Origin of the sequence: Paraburkholderia sp. 22099, from assembly GCF_052045835.1 — a bacterium.
Taxonomy (GTDB): Bacteria; Pseudomonadota; Gammaproteobacteria; order Burkholderiales; family Burkholderiaceae; genus Paraburkholderia; species Paraburkholderia terricola.
The window spans coordinates 213406-232603 of sequence record NZ_JBQEPU010000006.1 but is presented as its reverse complement, the minus strand read 5'-3'; the positions used below and the strand labels follow the sequence as shown (position 1 = coordinate 232603).

The following is a 19198-nucleotide window of genomic DNA, read 5'->3' as shown; positions in this document are numbered from 1 at the left end:
GCTCAGGATGCCTCGGCGTTCGCCCAGGCCATTTCCCGCAGGCGCGTGCGCAAGCGCGCCACAGCCTGGCTGTGCAACTGGCACACCCGCGATTCGCTAACTTCCATCACCGCGCCGATTTCGCGCAGGTTCATGCCGCGTTCGTAATAGAGCGACATCAGCAGCTTCTCGCGTTCCGGCAGGCGGTCGATCGCCTCCACCAGCGCCGAGCGCAGGCTGTCATCCAGCAGCGCCGAGAGCGGATCCGAATGATCGACGCAATAGCGGTCGAGAAACGGCTCATCGTCGGCGGAACGGTCGAAGTCTTCGTAATAGATCAACTGGCTGCCGTGCAAGTCCTGAAGCATCGACTGATATTCGTCGAGCGGCATTTGCAGGTGTTCGGCAATCTCGGTTTCGCTCGCCGAGCGGCCCAGATTCTGTTCGACCTTGTGCACCGCGGTTTCCACTTCGCGCGAAGTGCGCCGCAAGCTGCGCGGCAACCAGTCGTTGCTGCGCAATTCGTCGAGCATCGCGCCGCGAATCCGCTGGCTCGCGTAGGTCTCGAACTGCGCGCCCTGGTCTTCCTTGTAGCGGCTCGCCGCGTCCAGCAGACCAATCATGCCGGCTTGAATCAGATCGTCGAGATCGACGCTCGCCGGCATTTTGGCAACGAGCTGCAAGCCCAGGCGCCGCACCAGCGGTGCGTACTTCGTCAGTACCTCGGCTTGGGAAATCTTTCCCTGAGCGTTATACATCGTGCTCCCCTTGTCCATGTGCCGCCTCTCAGGCGTGCTGCGCAGACGGTTGGTCGGCGTGTTGCGCCGCTGTAACTGCCGCAGGCGCCCTCCAGGGCGTCTGCGACGACATCGCTGGCCGCATCGGCCAGTACTGCAATTCGGCGGCGAGGTGCCGGAAGTCGCGCGCAGCCGGTGTCGATGGGAATGCATCGACGACACAACGCGACAACGCCAGGGCTCGGGCCATCCGCGCATCGGCGGCAATGCAACCGGCGTCTTCCAGCGCCACCGTCAGGTAGCGTCCGGCCACGCCGGCCAGGTTTGCAAAAGCGGTGCGGGCGTCGTCCACGCTTTGCACGTGGTTCACCAGCACGCGAAACTGCGCGGTGGCGTGCGCGTAGTGCAGGCGCTTCATGCACGCGTAGGAATCGGTGATCGCCTGCGCGGCGACTCGCGTGACGATCATCACGTCGTGCGCCTGCATCGCGAGCGGGGACAACTGGCCATGCTCGTCGAGCTGCGCGTCGATCAACACGATGTCGGCGGAACCGTGCAACACCACGTCGAACCGCGCGCTCGCGTGGGCTTCGCGATTCAGACGCGAGGCGGCCAGCAGCGAGAAGCCGAGCGCGTGCCGCGCGGCGGCGTCGTCGAGCGTCATCTCGCCGCGCATCACGGCGGCCAGGTTGCCCGCGCCGCGCACGCCGCCGAGCATCGCGCTCACCGACCTCGCGCCGAGGCATTCGTCGATCACGAGCACGTCCTTGCCCTGCTGCGCGAGCGCCGCGGCGAGGTTCACCACCGTCGTCGTGCAGCCGACGCCGGCCGAGCCGCCCGCCACCGCGATCACGCGCGAGCCGCTGCGCGCCAGCAGGCGCCGCAGTCCTTCCGCCTGATCCTGGATGAGCTTATCCAAAGCGGACCTCGTGCAGTTCGGCCGTCGAGCGTGCGGACAGCGCGGACAGCAGCGCCGGAATGTCGTCGTCGTGCGGCACGAACGGAGAGTGGTCGCGCGGAATGCAGAACGCGCTCTTGATCAGGAATTTCTTCGTGGCGACGTACAGGTTCTCCGGCACCTTCTGACCGGTCGACACGTAGTGCACCGGCAGCTTGTAGCGGATCACCGTGTCGAGCACGCCGCCGAGATTCGTGGCTTCGTCGAGCTTGGTCAGAATGCAGCCGGCGAGCGGCTGTTGATCCGGCGCGCGCTGATACGCCTGCACGACTTCGTTGAGCGTGTCGCCGTGGCTCGTGGCGTTGAGCAGCAGCAGGCGCTGCACCGGCTGACCGGCGCGGCACAGCATCGCGATCTGGTCGGACACGAGCCGGTCGCGCTGGCTCATGCCGATCGTGTCGATCAGCACGATGTGCTTGTTGCGCAGTTCGGAGAGCGCGAGTTGCAGGTCGGCGCCGTCTTTCACCGCGTGAACCGACACGCCGAGAATCTTGCCGAAGATGCGCAGTTGTTCGTGGCCGCCGATCCGGTAGCTGTCGGTGGTGAGGAGCGCGACCTTGCTGGCGCCGAAGCGCATCACGCAGCGCGCGGCGAGCTTGGCGGTGGTCGTCGTCTTGCCGACGCCGGTCGGGCCCATCAGCGCGAACACGCCGCCGCGCTCCATCAGCGTGTCTTCGTCTTCCATCACGGGCAGGTTCGAGGCGAGCACCGAGCGCACCCATTCCATGCCGCCGTCCATGTCCTCGACGTCTTGCGGCAGGTTGTCCACCATCATCTGCACGAGCTGCGCCGAGAAACCGGCGGCGAACAGATGCTTGGTGAGCGCGGCGCGCGCCGGGTTGCGGCGCTGGCGGTCGCCCCACAAGAGACCCGCGAAGTGTTCCTCCATCATGTCGCGCATCGACGAGAGTTCGCTCATCACGGTCTCGTTGACGACCTGCTCCATGCGCAGCTTGGTCGCTTCGGCGACGGCGGCCGGGGCGCGGGCGTCGTCGCCGGAGGGCTGCGACGGCGCGATTTTCTGAGCGGCGCGGCGCGCGGCGACTTGCGCGGCTTCACGGGCCCATTCGGGCGCGTCGGCGGCTTGCGGCGCGGCCGGCCGGGCGGCGGCCTTGACCGGTTCGACGGCGGCGCCCAAGCCTTTCGCCATCGCGGCGGCCGGCGTCATCGTCGCGGGGCGCGCGCTGTATGCGCCTTGTTCCTGCTGCTCGGCGGCGATGCGGCGAGCGTGGTCGATCAGCCAAGGATTCGATTCGGCCATCGTGCGCGGCGCTTGCGCTTCAGACGCCGACGCGGCGGCGGCCTTCAACATGTCGGCGCGGATGTCTTCGGTGAGACGCGTCGCCGCGGCGCGGGCGCTCGGCTGTTCGATGCTGATGGGTTGCGACTGCGAGGCGGCGATCGGCGCTTTGGGCGCGCCCGGCAGCGCCGCTTTCAGCAACGGAGCCGCAGCCGGTTTGGCGGCGGCAGGCGGCGCTTCGTCGGCCGGCGCGTTCGCGTTCAGCAAGCCGCTATCGGCCGAATTGCCGCCCAGGTTCTCGGCCCCGGCTTCCGGGCTTGCGCCGAACACCGACGAGAACACATCGGGCATGCCGCTCGCGTACGGATTCGGCTGCATCGGCTGTGCGTTCGGCATGGCGCGCGGTGCGACGGGGGCGCTTGCCGATGCCTGCCGTCCCGCCGCTGCATTCATCGACACGGCTTGCGGCGCGCCCGCGCTTGCGCTTACGCGCGGCGCTTTCGGCGTGATGGCGGCGAGGTCGCTGTCGGCCAGTGCGACGATCTCGACGCTGCCGTCGTCCATCGTGCGATTGGACAGGACGACCGCGTCCGCGCCCAAGGCTTCGCGCACCAGACGCAAAGCATCACGACTGTTGGCACCGACAAATTTACGAATGTTCAAGCTGGACCCCCGATGAGGTAAACGGACGAACGGACCGGCGATATACCGCTTCCCATTGAGATCATTATTGCGAAACCCGTCACCTCACGATCGATGGATAAAGACCGTTAAAGGCGGGCAATTCGGACGATGGACACGCGGCGCGCTTCACGTCCGCGGCGGTGTCGAACGGTTCGTTCAGCGCCGAAGTGAGCGGAGCTTTCGCGCATGGAGCTTGCACCGAGCAGGCCGCTCGCCGCATGAAAAGTCAGGCGCGGAAATGAAAACCGGCGCTCGATGAGCGCCGGCTGATTGCAACGGGGGTAATCGGGCCGCGGTCGACTATCGCTGCAACGGGCTCAACCCTGCGCGCCGATCAGATTCACCACCTTGATGTTGCGCGTATCGGGCACTTCCGCATACGACAACACCTTCAACTGCGGCAGGCTGCGGCGCAGGAAGCGCGCGAGCATCGGCCGCAACGCATGCTGCACCAGCAGCACAGGCGCGAGCCCGAGGTTCTGCTGACGCGTCATCGCCTTCTGCGTTTCATTCATCAGCGTATGCGCGAGGCCCGGCTCGAGACCCGGATTGGAACCGGTGGAGAGCGCCTGCGACAGCACGCGCTCCAGGTTCGAGTCGAGGCCCATCACCTGCATGTCGCCGGTGCCGGGGAACCACTGCTGCGTGATCGCGCGGCCGAGCGCGAGGCGCACGGCGGCGGTGAGATCGTGCGCGTCGGTGATCTTCGGCGTGTGCTCGGAGAGCGCCTCCAGGATCGTGCGCATGTCGCGGATCGGCACGCCTTCTTCCAGCAGGTTTTGCAGCACCTTTTGCAGCGTGGTGAGCGGCAGCGTCTTCGGCACCAGATCGTCGACCAGCGACGGCGTGTCCTTCTGCATGCGTTCGAGCAGCGCCTGCACTTCGCGGCGGCCGAGCAGTTCGGACGCGTGCGTCACGACGAGATGATTCAGGTGCGTCGCCACGACCGTGCTCGAATCGACCACGGTGTAGCCGTACACCTGCGCCTGCTCGCGCAGATTCGTATCGATCCAGATGGCCGGCAAGCCGAACGCCGGGTCCTGCGTCGGCGTGCCCGGCAGCGCGGCCGACACCTGGCCGGGATTGATCGCGAGCCACTGGCCCGGATACGCTTCGCCGACGCCCACTTCCACGCCCTTCAACGCGATCCGATAACCGTTCGGCCGCAATTCGAGGTTGTCGCGGATATGAATGACCGGCGGCAGGAAGCCGATTTCCTGCGCGAACTTCTTGCGGATGCTCTTGATCCGCTTGAGCAGTTCGCCGTCCGAGTTCTTGTCGACGAGCGGAATCAGCCGGTAGCCCACTTCGAGGCCGAGCGTGTCGATCATCGTCACGTCGTCCCAGCTTGCTTCGGTGTTTTCGACCGGCGCCATCGCGGCCGGCGCGACATCGACGAGCGCGGTGGTGTTCTTGCGTTCCTCGGCGCGCTTCTTCATCGTGCGGCCAAGCTGGATCAGGCCGCCGCCGAGAATCAGAAACGCGAAGTGCGGCATGCCCGGAATCAGGCCCATCAGCACGAGAATGCAGCCGGTGATCGCCAGCACGCGCGGATTCGTGAAAAGCTGGCCGGTCAACTGCGTGCCGATGTCTTCGTTGGTGGCCACGCGCGAGACGATCACGCCGGCCGCCGTCGAAATCACCAGCGACGGAATCTGCGCGACGAGGCCGTCACCGATCGTGAGCAGCGTGTAGTTCTTGCCCGCGGACGCGAAGTCCATCCCATGCTGCACCATCCCGACGATCAACCCGCCGAAGATGTTGATCACCATGATCAGCAAACCGGCGATCGCGTCGCCGCGCACGAACTTGCTCGCGCCGTCCATCGAGCCGTAGAACTCGGCTTCCTGCGAGACTTCGGAGCGGCGCTTGCGGGCCTGTTCCTCGTTGATGAGGCCAGCGTTCAGATCGGCGTCGATCGCCATCTGCTTGCCGGGCATCGCGTCGAGCGTGAAGCGCGCGGACACTTCCGCGATCCGCCCCGCGCCCTTGGTGATCACCATGAAGTTGATCACCATCAAAATGATGAAGACGACGATACCGACCGCGAAGTTGCCGCCCACGAGGAAGTGGCCGAACGACTCGATCACCTGGCCTGCCGCGTCCGGGCCGGTGTGGCCCTCGAGCAGCACGACCCGCGTGGAGGCCACGTTCAGCGACAGGCGCAGGAGCGTGGAGAACAGCAGCACGCTCGGGAACGCGGCGAAGTCGAGCGGCTTCATCGTGTACATGCTGACGAGCAGCACCATCACGGAAAGCGCGATGTTGAAAGTGAACAGCAGGTCGAGCAGAAACGGCGGCAACGGCAGAATCATCATGCCGAGGATCATGCAGATCAGCACCGGCCCGGCGAGGGCGCGCAAATTGGTGCCGCTCAAGGCATCGGGCCGTCGGGCGAGGAAACCGGCGCGAGCGTTCATGCGGAGGCTCCTGAAGCGTCGTCGTTATCTGGGTTGAGGGGATTGAGCGCGTCGGCGGCTTCCTGCGCGGCTTCTTCGGCCGGCACACCGCCCTTGTCGAGTTCGGCGGGCACGTCGAATTCGGTCGGCGCGACCGGCGCGACGCCGCCTTCGGTCTTGAAGCGCCGCAACTGATACACCCACGCAAGCACTTCGGCGACCGCGCCGTACAGCGGGCCCGGAATCTCGCGGTTCAAATCGACGTTGTGATACAGCGCCCGCGCGAGCGGCGGCGCTTCCAGCAACGGCACGTTGTTCTCGGCGGCGATCTCGCGAATCCGCGCGGCCACCAGGTTCACGCCCTTGGCGACGACCTTCGGCGCGCGCATCTCGCCGTCGGTGTACTGCAGCGCGACCGCGAAGTGCGTCGGGTTCGTCACGACCACGTCGGCCTTGGGCACGTGGGTCATCATGCGGCGGCGGGCGATCGCGCGCTGCTGCTGGCGGATGCGGCCCTTCACGTGCGGGTCGCCTTCGCTTTCGCGATGTTCGCGCTTCACTTCTTCCTTCGTCATGCGCAGTTTCTTGTGGAACTGCCACAGTTGATACGGCACATCCAGCGCGGCCACGACGAACATGCCCGCCACCGTCATGCCGCAGCAGACGGCGATCAGATGCATGGCGTTGGAGAGCGCGAGGTGCAACGGCTGGGTCGCCAGCGCGAGAATCTCCTCGCGGCGGTTCCAGATCGCGGTGCCGCCGATGATGCCCACCACCAGCGTCTTCGCGAGTGACATGCCGAGCTGGATCGGTCCGTTGATCGAAAATATCTTGCCGAGGCCGGCGATCGGATTGAGGCGGTCGAACTTGGGCTCGAGGCCTTTCGCCGACAACTGCCAGCCGCCCAGCGCCATCGGCGCGAGCAAGGCGGCGGCGCCGGTGAAGCCGAGGATCGGCAGCAACGCGTACAGCCCCTCGCGGCTCGCCGCGCCCGCGCCGATCAGCATGCGGCGGGTCTCGAACACCGCGCCGTGATCGAACGTGAAGGCCGCGCGCAGCATGCCCTGCAGATGCTCGCCGATGCTGCCGGACATGCCCCACACGCCGAAGAACCCCGCCGCCAGCAGCGCGAACGTCGACAGTTCCCGCGAGCGCACGATCTGCCCTTCCTCGCGCGCCTTTTCGAGGCGCCGGGGCGTGGCTGATTCGGTTTTTTCGAGGTCGCTATCCTCTGCCACAAAAGCTCTCCAGTCGGGCGAGGCACGGCGCCTCTTTCCAGTGAGAGCGATTATTCACGCTGGGCGCAAGGGCCGATCGGCGGATAAGGGCGGAGAAAGGGGGGTATTTCGGCGGATGACGCCGTGGGGAAACGGCGGAGAAGCCGTGCGGACGCGGGGGAGAAGCGGCGAAGCGGCGGGGGTGAAGCGACAAGCCAGCGGCGGTGAAGCGACAAGCCAGCGGCGGTGAGCGACAAGCCAACGGCGGTGAAGCGACGAAGCGGCGGCGGTGAAGCGACAAGCCAGCGGCGGTGAGCGACAAGGCAGCGGCGGTGAAGCGGCCAACTAGCGACGTTGCAGTGGCAAGGCAGCCTTGGTGAATCACGGCTAAGGCCGCACGCCATCGATGGCGAAACAGCACTGAAGCAAGCCCGGCGCCCGCGCGCTTTCGCGCGGGCGCCGGACCGTTTCTCACATTTCAGCGCAGTGCGTTAAAACGCCACGTAAGGCGCCTGGCCGCCGCTCGCCCTCTTATCGAAGCCGTGGTACACGTAGCGGCCGTAGAAAAACGGCAAACCGAGATCGAAGGCCGTGCTGCTGCCGAGCTGCCCGGCCAGGTCGTTGTACGCGAACTTGTTGCCGCTGCCGAACAGCGTGGACGCGCTCAGAATGCCGATGTTCGCGGTCGCTTGCACGTTGTTCGCTCCGACCAGCGTGATCGACCGGGTTTGCGCGGACGACGGGCAGTAGAAGCCCGAGAAATTGCTGCCGCACAGGGTGAGCGAGCTATCCGCGAAGAAGTAGCCGTTCGAGCCCGAATCGAGGAACGCCGTCACCGTCGCGCCATTAAAGACGCTCCTGGTGAGATCGCCGAAGGCATCCGTGGTGAACGTGTTGGCTGCGGCAAGCGCGTTGTTCGACTGCGTGCCGATGCCGAACACCAGCGTGCCGGTGGCCGACGCCGCGCCGGTATCGGGAATCGGCGGCATCTGCACGATCACGCCGTTGTTGTCGGTCGGGAAGTTGGCGACGGGATTGGCGACCTGTTGCGCGACGGGCACCGCGGCGCGCGTGCACGAAGTACCGCCCGGGCACGCGAAGTAATTGCTGCTATTGACGGCAGTCGCCGGGTTCGCACAAGTCGAGCCGCAATCCGTGAGCGCCGTGCCGATACCGAGAATGCCGTTCGCGCCAAGATCGCTGACTGTGTTTTCCGCCGAGCCGCCGGTGTTCGAGCAGGCCGCGGGCACGGTGCTCGCGTCCTTGTCGCCGATGATCTGCACCGGAATCGCCGTGCTCGTCGTCTCGCCGCCGATCTTGATGGTCGCGGTGCGCACCGTGCCCCAGGTGTAGCCGTCCGCGAACGTCGCGCACTCGGCGAGTTGCGAGCCGCTTATGGTGCTGGGCTGCAACGCGCTCTGCATCGTCGAGTTCAGCACCGAGTTGACCACGCGCAGACCGAACGAACCGGTGTCGACCTGGACGTTGTTGATGGTCTGACAGGTGGTCGTGCCGGGCACGCAGAGCGTCACGCTCACCGTCGGAATATTGATGACCCCGGTCGCACCGGGGCCGACCGTGATCGCCACGGTATTCGCGGCGGTCGCGGCAATCGGCTGCTGGGTGGGGCTGGCCGGCAAGCCGCTCGTCGAGCCCGACGTGCCGGAACCGGAACTGGAGCTGGGACTGTCGTCGCCGCCACCGCCGCAAGCGGCGACCGCCGACAGCAACGCCACGGCCAGGGCGGCCTGCACCCACCCCTTGAGCTTCTCGGCAATACGCATGGTTCGCATCGTTCGTCCTCGCATTACTGGATGTCGGAACCGCTGACGCCCGCAGGCAAAGCGGGGGGCAGCCACGCCTGACCGGAGAACGAGCCCATGTGGCCGCCCGAATGCACGACGAGGCCGCTCTGGTCGACCGTGACGGGGCCGTGGCCGCCGCCGCGCGCCGCGCGCACGGACTTCACGCCGGCGACGTATTGCGGGAAATAGCCGCCGAGCAGATCGTTCAGATCCGGCATTTGCGGACCGCGCCAGGCAATACCGAACACCGAACCGTCGGCGGCAAGGTATTCGCGCACCAGGGTGCCGTTGCCGAACGTGGTTTCACGCACGGTGTAGGAGGCGGAAGCCGAGCTTGAAGAAGGGGCGCCGGATGCCGAGCGCATCACGCCCTGCGCGCCGCCGGCGGGCTGCACGGTGCGTGAAGAGACCGACGCATCCGCAGGTGGGGTGATCGGCGTGCCGCCAAGTCCCGCATGAGCGGGCTGCACGGCTGCGAACGACCAGGGTAAGGCGAGTGCCGCAACGTACATGGCACGACGTACACAACTCAACATGTCGAGGCTCCTCCCGAGCTGCTGCCCGGCCCGCATCTCGCGCGAACCGGCCGCATTTATACCAATCATAGGCACCGTGACGGCCGCATTCTGGAGGGGTTCCTCACCATGCCGCCGGCCGGCGCCTGTTTCTCGGCAGCCAGCCGACGCCGCCGCCTGAAGCCCTAGTATGCCTGTGGTTTGTGTCGGCAGACAGCACGCAAATCCGGGCCCGCAGCTTGCTGCGCATACTCATTCATCCGGCGTGCCCACGTGCTCCGATGCACTCGAAGCACGTTAAAGGGCGCCTTAAAAGCCGAGGCTCGCCAGCAGATCGTCGACTTGCGACTGGTCCTGCACCACGTCCGCCTTGCCTTCGGGGTTGATCTGCGGTCCGTTCAGCAGGTGCTCCGGACTGCCGGTCGACGAGACCTCGGCCGCCAGTGCAGCCGCGTTCGCCGCGAACTGCTCGCGCCGTTCGAGCGCGATGTTCTCGACCAGAACGCCGAGCAATTGCTGCTCGATCAGATACACGACGTCCGTGATCTTCTTGATGACCTGCCCGGTCAGATCCTGGAAGTCCTGCGCCAGCATGATCTCCATGAGTTGCGAGTTGGTGGCGCTGGTGGCTTCGGGCACGCCGCGCAAGAAGCTGCGCGTGTCGTTCATCAGAGCGCGCACTTCCTCGCGCTCGATCGGCGCCGCGTACCACTGCTCCCAGCGCGCGTCGAGCTCGCCCGCGTCTTTCTGCAACTGCTCCTGGATCGGCTTCGCGACATCGATCGAGGACAGCACGCGCTCGGCGGCCTGCTCGGTCATGTTCGCGATGTACTTCAAACGGTCGCGGGCATCGGGTACGGCTTCCGCCGCGCGCTCGACATGTTTGTCGAGCCCGAGTTCGCGCATCGAGTCGCGCAGCGTGCGCGTGAGTTGTCCAATGCGGGCGAGGATGCGGTCGGACGCGAAGTCGCCGCTCTCGTTGACCGCTTCGGCGCCATGCGCATGGGTCGGCTGGTCCACATCAGCTCCCGGCTTTCGCCATCTTCTCGAGAATCTTGTTGAGCTTCTCGTCGAGCGTCGCGGCCGTGAACGGCTTGACGACATAACCGCTCGCGCCGGCCTGCGCCGCCGCGATGATGTTTTCCTTCTTCGACTCGGCCGTCACCATCAGCACCGGCAGGTGCGTGAGGTTCGCGTCGGCGCGGATTTCCTTGAGCATGGCGAGACCGTCGAGGTTCGGCATGTTCCAGTCGGAGATCACGAAGTCATAGGTGCCGCCGCGCAGACGCGCGAGGCCGGCCTGACCGTCTTCCGCTTCGTCGACGTTGCCGTAGCCGAGCTCCTTGAGCAGGTTGCGAACGATCCGGCGCATCGTCGGAAAGTCGTCAACCACCAGAATCTTCATTCCCTTATCCATTTCATTCCCTTTGCTTGATCCAAGGTACGGCGCACGTCCGCCCGTCCAACCGTCCAACCCGATCTGTGTCGACCAGAGTTAGCGCTTCAGCGCTTACTCTGGTCCCATGCCTTGTGCATCGACCGGAGTTGGCGCTTTAGCGCTTACTCCGGTCCCATGCCCTGTGCATCGACCGGAGTTGGCGCTTTAGCGCCTTACTCCGATCCCATGCCTCGTGCATCGACCAGAGTTAGCGCTTCAACACTTACTCCGCTCCCACGCCCCCCGCTCGCCCGTCAGGCCGCGCATCACACGCGCTGAACGCGATCGCCCATCAACGACAGACGCGCCATCACCCGTCGGCTCATCTCCGGCAGCGACGCGATCTCGTCGGCCGCGCCGAGCGCAATGGCTTCGCGCGGCATGCCGAACACGATACAGCTCGCTTCGTCCTGCGCAAGGGTGTAAGCCCCTGCTTTCCTCATGTCCAGCAATCCCGCCGCGCCGTCGCGCCCCATGCCCGTGAGGATCACGCCGACCGCGTTCTTGCCCGCATGCTGCGCGGCGGAGCGGAACAGCACGTCCACCGACGGGCGATGGCGGTTCACCGGCGGCTCGTCCGAGAGATGCGCGATGTAGTTCGCGCCGCTGCGGGCCAGCAACAGGTGAGCGTGGCCGGGCGCGATGTAGGCATGTCCCGGCAGCACGCGTTCGCCATGCTCTGCCTCTTTAACGGTAATCCGGCACAAACCATTGAGGCGTTGCGCAAAAGATTTTGTGAAACCCGGCGGCATGTGCTGCGCGATCAGCACCGCGGGCGCATCCGGCGGCAGCGGCACCAGCACTTCGCGGATCGCTTCGGTGCCGCCCGTCGACGCGCCGACGATGATCAGCTTCTCGGTACTGAGCAGCGGATTGTTGAAGAGCGGCGCGGCGCCGACCGGCGCATGGGCGGCGTGGGCGGCCGCGTGCTGCGCCGGCGCGGCCTGGCGCACGCGCGCGCGGGCCGCGGCGCGAATCTTGTCGGCGAGCTTTTCCGAATAGTCGAGCATCCCGTCGCGAATGCCGACCTTCGGCTTGGTGACGAAGTCGACCGCGCCCAGTTCGAGCGCGCGCAGCGTGATTTCGTTGCCGCGCTCGGTGAGCGACGACACCATCACGACCGGCATCGGCCGCAGGCGCATCAGCTTCTCGAGAAAGTCGAGGCCGTCCATGCGCGGCATTTCGACGTCGAGCGTCAATACGTCGGGGTTGTGCTGCTTGATGAGCTCACGCGCGACCAGCGGGTCGGGTGCGGTCGCCACCACCGTCATGTCCGGCTGGCCGTTGATGATTTCCGTCATCAGGCTGCGGATCAGCGCCGAATCGTCGACGCACAGTACCTTGATTTTTTGCACAGCGCTCACGCCTCCTCTATCGTTCTGGCGTTGTTTGAATTAATCACGCGCGAATTCATGCCGCTCGCGGCGTTCGCGCCGAACAGTTCCACGCGCGGCTTCACCGCCGCGCCAGAACCGCCTGCCGCTGTGCCCGCCGCGCCGCCGGAAGCGGAGCCGAACAGCTCGACCTTCGGCCGCGCCGCGGCGGGTGATGAAAACAGTTCGACCTTGGGCTTCGCGGCGGCCGGGGCCGAAAACAGTTCGACCCGCTTGCGCGCGGCCGCGAGCCGCTCGGCGCGCGCCTCGGCGCTTTGCCGCACGAGCGCCTGTTCGCGCTCGGCCACGCCCGCTTCCTGCTGCACGCGCAATTTCTTCACCATCACCTGGCCGGTGCGCGGCATGAAGGCGACCTTGCGCGGGTGCGAGCCCTGCAAGTCCTCGGCGACGATGCGGATTTTTTCCAGCGCCAGGTAGCGGCGCACGAATTCCGAGTTGCGGTCGCCGATGTTCATCGTCGTCATGCCGGCGAGCACCGCGCCGCCGCCGAACACCTTGGCCTCGAAGCGCTCGCGCCGGCCGCCGGCCTTGATGAGTTCGTTGATCAGCACTTCCATTGCGTACGCCCCGTAGCGCATCGAATCCGACGCGGCCTGGCCGACGTCCGCGCCGTCGTCGGGCAGCATGAAGTGGTTCATGCCGCCGATGCCCGCAGTGCGGTCCTGGATGCAGGCCGCGACGCACGAACCCAGCACGGTGACGAGCACCATGTCCTCGTGGGTCGTGTAGAACTCGTTCGGCAGCAGCTTCACGCCGGGGCGTTGAAAGTGATTGTCGAAATACAGATTGGTGGCGATGGGCAAGCGGCTGCTCATGCTGTCACCCCGCTCGTCGAAGCATGGCTCGCGGTTCGCGCCGGCGTGGCCTCGCGAGCCGGGGCGGCGCGCGCGCCGCCCGCCGTGTCGCGCGTCAGTTCATAGACGGTCTGGCCGCGCAGCTTGAACGCCTGCGTGACATACGTGAAGTTTTCCGAGTGGCCCGCAAACAGCAGGCCGCCCGATTTCATCAGCGGCTCGAAGCGCGCGAGCACCTGCGCTTGCGTCGGCTTGTCGAAATAGATCATCACGTTGCGGCAGAAGATCGCGTCGAACTGCGAGCGCAACTGGTAATCGCGGTCGGTCAGGTTCAATTGCTCGAAGCGCACCAGCGAGCGCACTTCAGGGCGCACCTTGACCATGCCCGCATGCGCGCCGGTGCCCTTCAGAAAGAAGCGCTTGAGCCGCTCGGGCGACAGGTGCTTGACCTGGTCGAACTGGTACATGCCGGCTTCGGCTTTCGCCAGCACTTGCGTGTCGATGTCGGTGGCGAGCACGCTGGCGTGACGCGCGCCGCTCTCGCCGAGCGCTTCGATCAGCGTCATCGCGATCGAGTACGGCTCTTCGCCGGTCGAGGCCGCCGAGCACCACACCGAAACGGGCTGCGCGCGGCGCGGCACGAATTCGGCGAGGATCGGGAAGTGATGCGCCTCGCGGAAGAACGCGGTCAGGTTGGTGGTGAGCGCATTGGTGAACGCCTCCCACTCGGCCGGATCGTTTTCCGCCTCGAGCAGATCGAGATACTGCTTGAAGGTGTCGAGGCCGCGTGCGCGCAACCGGCGCGCAAGGCGGCTGTAGGCCATGTCGCGCTTGTGGTCCGATAGCGAGATGCCCGCGCTGCGGTGAATCAGGTCGCGAATGCGAGCGAAATCCGCGGACGTGAATTCGAAATCCCGTCCCTGCTCGCCGGATCTAGCCGGTTCCGCCCGCTCGGGGCGTTGCTGTGCGCGCGTTGCCATCATGTGAGTTCCTGCCTGCGATACGAGCCATCCCGCTTGCCGCCAAGGCCATTGCCTCGCGGAGAAGGGATTGGGTTCGCGGGGTCGCGCACTCCCGCGAGTTTTACCAACATGCAGTCGGCCCGCGACACGCCGGTAAGGCGTGCTTCGATGATTCGCCCCTCAGGGAGCGAGATGCCGAATGACTGCATGTTTTTCCGCCATGTCCTAGAAAGTTTCCCAGTCGCCATCCGAGCCCGCCGTGGCCGCGCTCGCGGCCGGACGTGCCGGGGATTCGCTCGCCGCGCGGGTCGTCTTCGGCTTCAAGGCCGGTTCGACGCGCGCGGTGGATGCGTCATGGGTGGCCGGTGCCGGTGCTGCTTGCGTTGCGGTGTTTGCGGTGGCTTGAGGTGCCGAATGCGCCGCGCCAGGTGCGCTCGCTCGCGGTGCCGCTTTCGCGGCCCGGGCGCCGCCGGCGCTACGCGCGCTGACGTGCTTGCCGCCGCTCGTGCGCGCCGTTGCCGGCGCCGCTGTCGCTGCCACTGCGCCGCGCGCCGCGAGCGCGCCGCCGTGCGTCGGGCCGCCGGCCACCTTCCAGCCGCTCACCACCGTTTGCAACTGGCGCGTCTGGTCTTCGAGCGAGGCGGCGGCTGCCGCTGCCTCTTCGACCAGCGCCGCGTTCTGCTGCGTGACTTCGTCCATCTGCACGACCGCGCGATTCACCTGCTCGATGCCGCCCGATTGCTCCTCGGACGCCGCGCTGATCTCGCCCATGATGTCGGTCACGCGGCGCACCGCCTGGACGATCTCGTCCATCGTCGTGCCCGCCCGGCCCACCAGGGTCGAGCCGCTTTGCACCTTGTCGACGGAGTCGCCGATCAGTTCCTTGATTTCCTTCGCGGCGCTCGCGCTGCGCTGCGCGAGGCTGCGCACTTCGCCGGCCACCACGGCGAAGCCGCGGCCCTGTTCGCCGGCGCGCGCGGCTTCGACCGCCGCGTTCAGCGCGAGAATATTGGTCTGGAACGCAATGCCTTCGATCACGCCGATGATGTCGACGACCTTGCCCGAGCTGGCCGCGATGTCCTGCATCGTCGTGACGACCTGGCTCACCACGTCGCCGCCGCGCGTCGCGATGTCCGACGCGTTGACGGCCAACTGGCTCGCCTGACGCGCGTTCTCGGCGTTCTGGCGCACGGTGCCGGTGAGCTGCTCCATGCTCGACGCGGTTTCCTGCAGCGAGGCGGCCTGCTGTTCGGTGCGTTGCGACAGATCGGTGTTGCCCATCGCGATTTCGCGCGCGCCGGTATCGATCGATTCGGTGCTGCTGCGAACCGCCTTCACCATCGTCGCCATGCTTTCCTGCATCCGCTTGATGCCGCTGAACAGCCGGCCGATCTCGTTGCTGCTCGACACCGCGATCGTCTCGGACAGGTCGCCCGACGCGATGCGCTCGAAGCAGGCGGTAGCGTCCGCGAGCGGCTGCACGATCAGGCCGCGCAACGCGAAGCGCAAGCCGACCACCAGCAGCAAGGCAAGCGCGCCGAAGCCGGCGATCAGCGTCGTCATCAGGGAGATGTTGGACTGCGCGGCTGCCTGCTGGTCGACCGCCTGCTGCTGCAGGCTCTTGACCACCGCCGACGCCACGTTGTCGTAGGCGACGAACATCGGGCTGATCTTCTTGTCGGCGATCGCGTGGTACGCGGCCAGGTCGCCCGCGCGCAACGCGGCGAATTCGGGCTCCAGGCCGTCGCGCACGACCGTCGTGCGGCGGGCCACCAGTTCGTCGAGCTGGGCCTGATCGATGCCGCTCTTCGGCGCGTCGAGATAGGTCTGCCAGCTCTTGCTGCTGAAGCCGTGCAGCTCCACCGCGCGGTCCAGCACCTTCTTCGCCGTTTCAGTGTCGCCGGCGGCGCTCAGCGCGGTGAAACGATCGAGCGACAGGCGCGAGCGCAGCAGATAGGCCGACGCATCGTCGAGCGCGTGAATCGCCACCAGATCGCCGCGCGCGATCCGGTCGAGCGACTGGCGGGCGCTGCTCAGCGCCGTCAGCCCAAGTACGCCGACCACCACGGTGAGCGCGACGAGAATGATCCCCACCAGCGTGAGGGAGGTCCGAATCGACCACCTGCTTAGCATTTCAATGCTCCTTCACAAACTCTGAATGCCGCAGCCGTCAGGCGCCGAGCGTTTCGATCAGCGCCATTTCGCGGCTGGTCATCAACTTCTCGATGTCCATCAGGATCAGCATGCGGCCGTCGACGGTGCCGAGCCCCGTGAGGTACTCGGTCGTCAGCGTGGCGCCGAATTCCGGCGCCGGCATGATCTGGTCGGTGGCGAGCGTGAGCACGTCCGACACGCCGTCCACCACCATCCCGACCACGCGATGCGCGACGTTCAGGATGATCACCACGGTCTGGTGGTCATACTCGACGCGACCCAGATGGAACTTGATGCGCATGTCGACGATCGGCACGATGATGCCGCGCAGATTGATCACGCCCTTGATGAACTCGGGCGCGTTCGCGATACGCGTCACGTTGTCGTAGCCGCGGATTTCCTGCACCTTGAGAATATCGATGCCGTATTCTTCGGCGCCGAGCGTGAAGACGAGGAATTCCTGACCGCCGGCGTCAGCCTGCTGCGCGTCGCGGCGACCATTCGTCGCGTTCGCGACGCTCGAATTGATGGATTGGACTTCTGCCACGTTAGCCCCCAAACGGTTGGGATGAAATGAATTGAGTGAATGTCATGCGAGGCTCATCGCGCCATGCGCGTTGCGCGTCTCGCGGTTCAGCGCCGCCACGTCCACGATCAGCGCGACACTGCCGTCGCCGAGAATGGTCGCGGCGGAAATGCCGTGCACCTTGCGGTAATTGGTTTCGAGATTCTTCACGACCACTTGCTGCTGGCCCACCAGCTCGTCGATCAGCATCGCGAAGCGGCGCCCCTCGGTTTGCATGATGGTGACGATGCCCTGCGTCGGTTCCTGCTTCGCGTCCTCGACGTTGAACACTTCGTGCAACGCGACCAGCGGCAGGTATTCGCCGCGCACCCGCACCACGCGCTCGCCGTTGGCCACCGTGTAGATGTCCTCGGCGCGCGGCTGCAGCGACTCCATCACGAAGTTCAGCGGCAGAATGAAGATCTCGTTGCCGACCTTCACCGACATACCGTCGAGAATCGCCAGCGTAAGCGGCAGGACGATGCGCGTGGTGCTGCCCTTGCCGGCGTGCGACGTGATTTCCACGTGACCACCCATCGACTGGATGTTCCGTTTCACCACGTCCATGCCGACGCCGCGGCCGGAGACGTCCGTCACCTGTTCCGCCGTCGAGAAGCCCGGCAGGAAAATCAGGTTCCACACTTCCTCGTCGGTCATGCTTTCGCTGACCTGCATGCCCTGCTTGGCCGCTTTCGCGAGAATCTTGTCGCGGCGCAGGCCCGCACCGTCGTCGCTCACCTCGATCACGATGTTGCCGCCGTGGTGCGCCGCCGACAGCACCAACTGGCCGGTCGAATCCTTGCCCGCCGCGCGCCGCGCTTCCACGGTTTCGATGCCGTGATCGAGACTGTTGCGCACGAGGTGCGTCAACGGATCGATGATCCGTTCGATCAGGCTCTTGTCGAGTTCGGTCGCCTGACCGAAGGTGACGAGCTCCACCTGCTTGCCGAGCTTCGCCGCGAGATCGCGCACCAGACGCGGGAAGCGGCTGAACACGTAATCCATCGGCATCATGCGGATCGACATCACCGCTTCCTGCAGATCGCGCGCGTTGCGCTCGAGCTGCGCCATGCCGTTGAAGAGGCGATCGTGCAAGGCCGGGTCGAACGTGCTGGTGGTTTCCGCGAGCATCGCCTGCGTGATCACGAGTTCGCCGACCAGGTTGATCAACTGATCGACCTTTTCGACGCCGACGCGAATCGAGCTGCCTTCCGCGCCGCCTGCCGCCGCGGCCGGACGCGCCGCCTTGCGGTCGTTCTCGGCCGGCGCGGCGGCGCTGGCCGCCGGCGCCTGGCCGGCGGCGGGTGCGCTGCTCGCCGCCGCGGGTTGAGCGGCGGTGGCGGCCGCGGCCGCTGTGCCTTGCGCGGACGATTGGGCGTGCGCGGCGCTCGTCTGGGTTGCCGGCGCGGCTTGCGTTACCTCGACTGCTTGTGCCGCCTGTGCTGCCTGCGCCGGGGCCGAATCGGCAGCGTCGGGCGTTCCAGGTTCGCCTTGCTGCGTCTCGCCCGCCGGTGCGGTGCCACGGCCGATCGAGATCTGACTTTCGTCGATCACGAAACAGCACACGGCGATGATGTCGTCGGAGGGCACGTCGCTCGAGAGCCACAGCGTCAGATCGCCGCCGCTCTTGACCTGCCCCACGATGTTGCCCAGGTTGCCGAGCTCCTCAGCCAGCAGTGCCTGGTCCTTCTCTCCCACGCCCCGTAGCGTAATTTTCAGATGTGGGCCGGCGTTGTCGTTTGCATCGCCTGTGCCCGCGGCTTGCCCGGTCTGTGCCGGTTCGCCGTCAGTCCATTCACCCGCCGCCTGCACCGCCTGTTCGACGACGTGCTCCGGCGGGGTGCCGCCTTGTACTGCCTGCGTTTCCAGCGGCGCCGCCACGGCGACAGCCGCTGCCGGCGCCGCTTCGGCCGGTGCGCCGCCGAAGCGGCTTTCGGCGTGCAACTGCTCGAGCTTCGCGCAGATCGCCTTCGCGACCGCGGTATCCGGCTCGGCGCTCGCGCGGTAATCGGCTAGCTGGCCCGACAACACGTCCTTGGTTTCGAGGAACGTGTCGATCATGTCCTTGCGCAGCACGAGTTCGTTATTGCGCGCGCGGTCGAGCAGCGATTCGAGAATGTGGGTCGTTTCCGTCAGCGCGGTGAAACCGAACGTCGCCGCGCCGCCCTTGATCGAATGCGCCGCGCGGAAAATCGCCGCGAGGTCTTCGGGATCGGGGTGCGCGATGTCCAGATTGAGCAGCAACTGCTCCATCTGCGCGAGCAGTTCGTCCGCTTCGTCGAAGAACGTCTGATAGAACTGAGTGATGTCGAGTGTCATGCCTGTGTCACCGCGAGAGTTCCTGTCTAGGCTTGGGC

Annotated in this window: 15 protein-coding genes; all 15 read right to left on the bottom strand. The window is 66.2% G+C overall.

Going from position 1 to position 19198, the window contains the following annotated elements; translation table 11 throughout:
- Positions 1-2 precede the first annotated feature (2 nt).
- The 15 genes from ACTJLC_RS08600 to cheA all read right to left on the bottom strand — a co-directional run bounded on the left by ACTJLC_RS08600 (position 3) and on the right by cheA (position 19160).
- The gene (locus ACTJLC_RS08600; RefSeq protein ID WP_073427919.1) at positions 3-737 is read right to left on the bottom strand and encodes an RNA polymerase sigma factor FliA; all 735 of its coding nucleotides are present in this window, start codon (positions 735-737) and stop codon (positions 3-5) included.
- 28 nt (positions 738-765) lie between these two features.
- On the bottom strand, positions 766-1635 hold the full coding sequence (locus tag ACTJLC_RS08595; RefSeq protein ID WP_073427776.1) for a nucleotide-binding protein: 870 nt from the start codon (positions 1633-1635) through the stop codon (positions 766-768).
- Positions 1628-3577 (bottom strand): flagellar biosynthesis protein FlhF, encoded by a 1950-nt coding sequence (flhF, locus tag ACTJLC_RS08590; protein ID WP_440843612.1) that lies wholly within the window; start codon positions 3575-3577, stop codon positions 1628-1630. Before flhF ends, ACTJLC_RS08595 begins: the two co-directional genes overlap by 8 nt.
- 338 nt (positions 3578-3915) lie before the next feature.
- A complete protein-coding gene (flhA, locus tag ACTJLC_RS08585; protein WP_073427778.1) occupies positions 3916-6018 on the bottom strand; it encodes a flagellar biosynthesis protein FlhA in 2103 nt (700 codons plus the stop codon).
- On the bottom strand, positions 6015-7235 hold the full coding sequence (gene flhB / locus ACTJLC_RS08580) for a flagellar biosynthesis protein FlhB (protein WP_073427779.1): 1221 nt from the start codon (positions 7233-7235) through the stop codon (positions 6015-6017). The genes flhA and flhB overlap by 4 nt, the downstream gene beginning before the upstream one ends.
- Before the next feature lie 470 nt (positions 7236-7705).
- The gene (locus ACTJLC_RS08575; RefSeq protein WP_114163291.1) at positions 7706-9007 is read right to left on the bottom strand and encodes a DUF3443 domain-containing protein; all 1302 of its coding nucleotides are present in this window, start codon (positions 9005-9007) and stop codon (positions 7706-7708) included.
- 14 nt (positions 9008-9021) lie between these two features.
- A complete protein-coding gene (locus tag ACTJLC_RS08570) occupies positions 9022-9555 on the bottom strand; it encodes a DUF2844 domain-containing protein (protein WP_310317268.1) in 534 nt (177 codons plus the stop codon).
- 288 nt (positions 9556-9843) lie between these two features.
- Positions 9844-10554: a protein phosphatase CheZ gene (cheZ, locus tag ACTJLC_RS08565; protein WP_073427782.1), complete on the bottom strand. Its 711-nt coding sequence runs from the start codon at positions 10552-10554 to the stop codon at positions 9844-9846.
- A 1-nt stretch (position 10555) separates the two neighbouring features.
- Complete coding sequence (gene cheY / locus ACTJLC_RS08560; RefSeq protein ID WP_073427783.1) at positions 10556-10951, bottom strand: chemotaxis response regulator CheY; 396 nt, start codon at positions 10949-10951, stop codon at positions 10556-10558.
- 287 nt (positions 10952-11238) lie between these two features.
- On the bottom strand, positions 11239-12327 hold the full coding sequence (locus ACTJLC_RS08555) for a protein-glutamate methylesterase/protein-glutamine glutaminase (RefSeq protein ID WP_073427920.1): 1089 nt from the start codon (positions 12325-12327) through the stop codon (positions 11239-11241).
- A gap of 5 nt (positions 12328-12332) precedes the next feature.
- On the bottom strand, positions 12333-13181 hold the full coding sequence (gene cheD / locus ACTJLC_RS08550) for a chemoreceptor glutamine deamidase CheD (RefSeq protein ID WP_310317271.1): 849 nt from the start codon (positions 13179-13181) through the stop codon (positions 12333-12335).
- The gene (locus ACTJLC_RS08545; protein ID WP_440843608.1) at positions 13178-14143 is read right to left on the bottom strand and encodes a CheR family methyltransferase; all 966 of its coding nucleotides are present in this window, start codon (positions 14141-14143) and stop codon (positions 13178-13180) included. The genes cheD and ACTJLC_RS08545 overlap by 4 nt, the downstream gene beginning before the upstream one ends.
- Before the next feature lie 204 nt (positions 14144-14347).
- Positions 14348-16255 carry a methyl-accepting chemotaxis protein gene (locus ACTJLC_RS08540; protein ID WP_440843606.1) on the bottom strand — a complete coding sequence of 636 codons (1908 nt, stop codon included), beginning with the start codon at positions 16253-16255 and terminating at the stop codon, positions 14348-14350.
- Between the two features lie 37 nt (positions 16256-16292).
- Positions 16293-16823 carry a chemotaxis protein CheW gene (locus ACTJLC_RS08535; protein WP_028198487.1) on the bottom strand — a complete coding sequence of 177 codons (531 nt, stop codon included), beginning with the start codon at positions 16821-16823 and terminating at the stop codon, positions 16293-16295.
- 42 nt (positions 16824-16865) lie between these two features.
- Positions 16866-19160, bottom strand: a complete 2295-nt coding sequence (gene cheA / locus ACTJLC_RS08530; protein WP_440843604.1) for a chemotaxis protein CheA — start codon at positions 19158-19160, stop codon at positions 16866-16868.
- Positions 19161-19198 lie beyond the last annotated feature (38 nt).